This window comes from Pyxidicoccus fallax, from assembly GCF_012933655.1.
In the GTDB taxonomy this organism is placed as follows: Bacteria; Myxococcota; Myxococcia; order Myxococcales; family Myxococcaceae; genus Myxococcus; species Myxococcus fallax.
This window is the reverse complement of record NZ_JABBJJ010000150.1, coordinates 23,076-29,303: the sequence shown is the minus strand read 5'-3', so window position 1 is coordinate 29,303 and position 6,228 is coordinate 23,076. Positions and strand designations below refer to the sequence as shown.

The following is a 6,228-nucleotide window of genomic DNA, read 5'->3' as shown; positions in this document are numbered from 1 at the left end:
CAGGGCCGGAGGGGGGCGTGTTCCGCTCGGGCATCCGCCAGTCCGCGCCAATCCTGTCGAAGGCCACCCAGCCCCCCACCAGCACGGCCACGATGCCGGCGGCCGCCAGGACGTGCGACACGCCGAGGCCATCGGTGATGGACCCGGCCTCCGGGACGCGGCGCTCCTGGGTGACTGGCGCTCGCGGAGGGCCCGGCGGATGCTCGTCGGTGGGGCTCTCCTGGGTCTGGAGCTCGCCCGTCATCGGGACGAGCCGGGCGGGCTCGGTGGGCCGGAGTATCGGAGAAGCGCGCCAGACGGACAGCTCCTCCAGGAAGGACGCGGGTACCTTCGCGTCGCGTCCCTCGGCGGTCAGCTCCGTGCGGAACAGCTCGCGCAGCAGGTGCGCCACGGACATGGAGGAGAAGCGCGGCGCGGCCGTGTAGAGGAAGCCGGCCAGCGCGTTCTCCAGTTCGTTGGCGGACTCGAAGCGCTCCTCCTTCTTCACCGCGAGCGCCTTCTGGAGGATGGCGCTCAGCCGGGCGGGCAGGTCCGGCCGCACGTCGCGGGGGCGCGGCATCGGCGAGCCGCCCCTCAGCTGTTGAATCACCACGTGCTCCTGCCCCTCCAGCGGCAGCCGCCCGCAGAGCATGTTGAAGAGCACCACGCCGGTGGCCCACACGTCGGTGCGCGCGTCCACCTCCTCGCCTCGCGCCTGCTCTGGTGAGAAGAAGAGGTACTTGCCCTTCACCACGCCCGGCGCGGTGTCGAAGCTGCGCAGCGAGCGGGCCTTGGCGATGCCGAAGTCGACGATCTTGACGTCGCCCTCGTAGCTGATGAGGACGTTGTCCGGGGAGATGTCGCGGTGGACGATGCCCAGCGGCGCGCCCTTCTCGTCGTTGCGCGTGTGCGCGTAGCGCAGGCCCCGGCACATCTCCAGGGCGATATAGGTCGCGATGGGCGTGGGCAGGCAGGGCAGCTCGGAGCGCTGCGCGCGCTTGAGGATGCGGTGGAGCGGCTGGCCGTCCACGAACTCCATGGCGATGAAGTACTCGCCATCCACGCGACCGAAGTCGAAGACCTGGGCCACGTTGCCATGGGACAGCGTGGCGGAGATGCGCGCCTCGCTGATGAACATGGAAATGAATTCCTTGTCGTTGGCGAACTCGGAGAGGACTTTCTTGATGACCACGGGCTTGGTGACGCCGGCGGCGCCCACCAGCCGGGCACGCCACGTCTCCGCCATTCCCCCCCGACCGAGACGGCTCAGGAGCTCGTACCGGCCGAACTTCATGCCCTGCTCACTTTCCATGGCGGGCGCTACCGTACCGCCCTGACGGGGGAGTTGCTAAGTCCCCCAGCCGTGGGCCGCCGTGTGTCCGCATCACCGTGACTGTTGCTCCAGGAGGAGGACCTTCTTGCCCAACCCCTGGAAATCCCAGGCGGTGCGCCAGCCGGCCCCCGTGCTATGTTGCGCGCCGTGGCAAGTCTGGGTGACGACGACGGGGATGAGCTGGTCCGCACCGATGCCCTTCCGGCCATCCGAACCCCTCGCGTCCGCATGCGGCTGGCGGTGCTGACGGGTCCGGATGCTGGCAGGACGTATCCGCTATTTCCCGGGAGCCATCGCATCGGCTCCTCCGAGCAGCATGCGGACATCGTGCTGCCGGACCGGGCCGTGTCGCGCCAGCACCTCGTCCTGGAGGTGCGGGACGACGGCGTGCGGGCGGTGGACCCGGGCTCGCGCAACGGCTCGTTCTGCGAGGGCATGCGCTTCTCCGAGCTGGAGGTCCGCCCGGGCGCGGTCCTCACGCTGGGCACCACCGAGCTGAAGCTCGTGCCCGAGGGCGAGAAGGCGCGCTCGATGCCCCTGTCCACGCGCGACTCCTTCGGTGGGCTCGTGGGCGGCAGCCGGCGCATGCGCGAGGTCTTCACGCTGCTGGAGCGGCTGGCCGCGGGCGAGTCGGACGTGCTCATCCAGGGCGAGACGGGCACCGGCAAGGAGCTGTGCGCGGAGGCCATCCACTCCCACAGCTCCCGGAGCAAGGGGCCCTTCGTCATCGTCGATCTGGCGGGCATCGCCCCCTCGCTGCTGGAGAGCGAGCTGTTCGGCCACGTGAAGGGGGCCTTCACCGGCGCCAACACGGACCGCGCGGGCGCCTTCGAGCGCGCGCACGGGGGCACCCTCTTCCTGGACGAGGTGGGCGAGCTTCCGCTGGAGGTGCAGCCGCGTCTCCTGCGCGCCCTGGAGCGCCGGCAGGTGAAGCGGGTGGGCGCCAACGACTACCGCACCGTCAACGTGCGCGTGGTGGCCGCCACCCACCAGGACCTGGAGGGCGCGGTGAAGGACGGCCGCTTCCGGGGAGACCTGTTCCACCGGCTCGCGGTGCTGCGCGTCGTGCTCCCGCCGCTGCGCGAGCACCTGGAAGACATTCCCCTGCTCATCGACACCGTGCTGTCGCGCATGGGCCGTCCGCCCAGCGCCCTGTCGGACCAGACGCGCGCGCTGCTGGCCCAGTACCCGTGGCCCGGCAACGTGCGCGAATTGCGCAACGTCGTGGACCGCGTGGTGAACCTGGGCGAGGAGGCGCTGCCGGACATCCCCGACGTGCCCCTCCAGGTCCGGGGCGCCGCGCCGGACGACGACGAGAACACGGTGCCCATGGCCCTGGACCTCCCCTTCAAGGAGGCCAAGGAGCGGCTCATCGAGGGTTTCGAGCGGGACTACCTCCGCACCCTCCTGGAGCGCTGCGAAGGCAACGTGTCCCGCGCCTCGCGAGAGGCCGGCATCGACCGCGTGTACCTGCGCAAGCTGCTGCGCAAGCACGGCCTCGACGCGTCCTCGTCCTGAGTCCGCCAGCCTCCACTCCCCTGCGACCGCCGGGAGGCTCGGCCCGCGCGGTCGCGATGACCGCGTTGGCTGCCTGAAGCCCTGGGGACGGACGCCAGGGCTGTGCGCCTTGTGGCCGCACCGGACGTGCGCAGCGTTCGGGGGCTGCCATGCTTCCCCGCCCCTCCCAATGCTTGCTGCTCGCGGTGCTGTCCCTGCTCGCCGCGCTCCCGTCCACCGGGTGTGGGTCGCGGGAAGACGCTGACGCTCCGGTGGGCGTGGCGCCGCGCATCTGGACGTTGCGGCAATTGCGCGAGCGGGCCATCGCCGGACGCGCGCTCCCCGGGGGCACCGCCGCGACCGAGTGGCTCACTCCGCGCGGGCGGCCGCTGCCGCAATGGTCACCGCCCTACCACCGCCTGGAGCGCGTGCAGGCCGAGGGGCGGGACGGCTTCAACGTCCTCCCCGCCTTCCGCGAAGGGAGGCCCGTGGCCTTCGCCGTGCTGGAGGTCTGGGAGCACATGCCGGAGGTCTGGGTGCAGCCCTGGTACGTGCTCGTCACCGCGTACGACGCGGCCCACCCGGAGGCGCACCGGCTGGAGGGCGCGCTGCCGCTGGTGGACATCGGCGAGGACAGCGTCTTCTACAGTCCCTTCTGGGAGAAGACCTACGTCGTCGTCCCGGAGGGCACGCCTCCGGACCGCTACACGAGCGTCGTGGACCTCTTCGCCGCGCGACTGCTCATGTTCCGGGGCGGCGGGCTGCTCGCGCCGCTCGCGCCGGCGGACGTGGCCCCCGTGGCGACCGAGGGCGGCACCCCGGTCCGGCCCCTCTCCGGTGACGCGGTGGCCACCCCGAGGACGGGCGAGGTGTGGCTGCGAGGCCGGCGCGTGACGTACCTCGACTTCGGCGCGGGAGGCTTCACCTGGAACACCTCTGCCAGGCGCCACGGCGCGGTGACGGAGGTGCCCCTCTACCTCTTCGCCACCCGGGATGCGCGCGGGGAGGCCGTCTCCCTGGGACTGCCCGCGGTGCTGGGCGCCAGCGGCAGGCCCGCGCCCGACATGCCGGGCGCCGAGGCGCTGACGCGTCCGTACCTCGTGCTGCTGCCCCCGGGGGCGGGCCCATTCATTCCGTCCGAGATGAGAATGCTCAAGCAGGCCCTGCGCGAGCGTGGCGTCACGGTGGTGGATGCCCACCCGACGGTGGAGCACCTGGCCGAGGCGAAGGACCACGTGCTGCGCGTGGCGCTCAACCCGGAGTGTTTCAAGGACCTCGTGGGCTTTCCCCAGACGTGCCGGTGGCTGGACTCGCGGGCGGCGGTGGAGGCCCACGTGGAGCCGTCGGCGGTGGTGCCGCGTGACGTGCTGTTCACCTCGCCGGTGCTGCCCTTCGTCGAAAGGGAGGCCCCCTGAGCCGGGCCCGCCGGCTGTTCGTGTCCGCTGCCCGTCACTTCATGCCCACCGCGTGGATCCGCTCTTCCGCGCTCTGGTAGCCATGGGACGTCACACGTCTCTTCCCCCGTGAGCCCGTGGACGCCCCACTCCGCCCCTCTCCCGCGCAGCAGCGGCTTCCGTCCCTCCTCGTGGAGGCCATCTGCCTCGCCGCGCTCGTGCTGGCGTGCGTGAAGCTGGGGCGCGGCGTCGAGGGCGTGCTCGACCTGGGCCTGTGGGACGAGGCGGACTACCTCCACCGCGCGCAATTGCTGCCGGTGCGCGGGCTGCCGGATCCGGAGTGGGGACCGCTGTACTCGGTCTGGTACCTCGTGCTGGCGCGCGTGTGGCCGGACCCGGTGGACCTCTTCTACGGCAACGCCCGGCTGCTCATCCTCCTCACCACCGTGGCGGGCTACGTCTTCCTCCGGCGAGTGGGCGCACGGCCGTGGCTCGCCCTGGCCGGGGCGGCGGCGTACCTGCTGTCCATGGCGCCGCACGTCCTGCCGCGCCCCACCCTGCTCGCGTTCCTCGTCATCCTGCTGTCGCTCATCGCCGCGTCACGGGTCCGCTCCGCCGTGGCCGCGAGCGCGCTCGTGGGGCTGGGCCTGCTCGTCGCCTCGTTCGCGCGTCCCGAACACTTCCTGTCGTTCCTGCTCATGTCCGCGCTGCTCGCCGGACTGCTCGCGCGCGGCGTGTGGAAGGAGCGCTCGCGGTGGCCCCGGGCCGTGGGCGCGGGGGCGGCGTACGGGCTCGCGGCGCTGGCGCTGATGGAGGTGATGGGCAACCCATTCGGCAACACCAGCAACCGGCGCTTCTACGCGTTCTGCCAGCACTTCGCGGACAACCACGTGAAGCGCACGGGCTTCCCGGTGAACCCGTGGAGCGAGTGCGGCACCGTCATCCGCGAGGTGTTCGGCGACGGCGTGGACACCCTGGGCGAGGCCGCGCGCGCCAACCCGGGGGCGGTGCTCACGCACGTGGGACAGAACCTGGGGCGCTACCCGAGGGAGTCGCTGAAGATGTTCGCCGCGGGCCCTGGCGGCACCTCGCCACTGTCCGGGAGCGGCCCCTGGAAGCGGGAGGAATGGGGCCACCTGCTGTTGCTCGCGCTGGCGGTGGGACTCCCGCTGGGGACGCTGGTGGCGAATGGGCGTCGGCTCGGCCGGGCCCTGCGGCGCCCCCGGGTGGTGCGCGTGCTCGTCGCGACGTGCGCGGTGCTGCTGCCCGTGGCGGCGTCCGTGATGCTCATCCAGCCCCGGCAGCACTACCTCGTGCACCAGGGGCTGCTGGGCCTGGGCGTGCTGGCGGCGCTGGCCTCGGCGGTGACGCGCGGGGGTGGGCGCCTCGCTGAGCGGCTCGCCACCGGGCCCGGTGCCCTGGGGCTGTCCTCGGCGCTGGCGTGCGTGCTGGTGCTGGCGGTACCGGACCTCGTGGCCCGTCAGGGTGGGCCCTCCCGGGTGGTGAGGCCGCAGCTGCAGCGGGTGCGGGAACTCCGCGCACTCGGGCTGGAGGCGCGCATCCGGGCCGGGGACACCGTCAACGTGCTGGACGCGCAAGGCGGCGTGTCCGTGTACCTGGGCGCGCCGTTCCGCCGCGTGCCCCCGTGGACGAAGCGAGCGGAGGAGTCCCTCACCGACTACCTGCGCCGCCAGCGCATCGACCTGGTCCTCCTCGACGGCCGGCTGCGCGAGGACCCGCTCTTCCGGGGCGACCCGGAGCTGGACGCCTTCTACGCGGAGCCGGGCGCGTTCGGTTACGCCACCTGGCGCCTGCGGGACTCGGGCGAGAAGCTCGCGCTACCGGATGCATGGGCGACCGGGAAAGCGCGACGCACGGCCCCCTCCCTGCCCGAGTCCCATGCCGCTCCCGCCGTCTCGCCCCGCTGCGATGGTGCCCTGCCTGCCATGGAATCGGGCAGGACTGCGGATGCCGGAATGCGTCCCGGTTGTGCCCGCCTGCCCGCGCCCCATCTTTAGGGGAACG

The 6,228-nt window shown here is 72.4% G+C and carries 4 protein-coding genes; 3 read left to right on the top strand and 1 reads right to left on the bottom strand.

All coding sequences use genetic code 11. The annotated features are described in order from the left end of the window. The coding region (locus tag HG543_RS28190) for a serine/threonine protein kinase (RefSeq protein ID WP_246357358.1) at positions 1 to 1,273 on the bottom strand (1,273 nt) is incomplete at its 3' end. Positions 1,274 to 1,447: 174 nt separating this feature from the next. Between HG543_RS28190 and HG543_RS28185 the strand changes: the two genes are divergently transcribed. From HG543_RS28185 to HG543_RS28175, 3 genes are all read left to right on the top strand, one after another. Further along, complete coding sequence (locus HG543_RS28185) at positions 1,448 to 2,830, top strand: sigma 54-interacting transcriptional regulator (protein WP_169347976.1); 1,383 nt, start codon at positions 1,448 to 1,450, stop codon at positions 2,828 to 2,830. Positions 2,831 to 2,979: 149 nt separating this feature from the next. Further along, positions 2,980 to 4,224 (top strand): hypothetical protein, encoded by a 1,245-nt coding sequence (locus tag HG543_RS28180; protein WP_169347975.1) that lies wholly within the window; start codon positions 2,980 to 2,982, stop codon positions 4,222 to 4,224. Between the two features lie 116 nt (positions 4,225 to 4,340). After that, positions 4,341 to 6,221: a DUF6311 domain-containing protein gene (locus HG543_RS28175; RefSeq protein ID WP_169347974.1), complete on the top strand. Its 1,881-nt coding sequence runs from the start codon at positions 4,341 to 4,343 to the stop codon at positions 6,219 to 6,221. Positions 6,222 to 6,228: the final 7 nt, after the last annotated feature.

Coding starts and splice junctions, on each gene's coding strand:
- HG543_RS28185 (WP_169347976.1), top strand. CDS start 1,448: ATGTTGCGCGCCGTGGCAAGTCTGGGTGACGACGACGGGGATGAGCTG.
- HG543_RS28180 (WP_169347975.1), top strand. CDS start 2,980: ATGCTTCCCCGCCCCTCCCAATGCTTGCTGCTCGCGGTGCTGTCCCTG.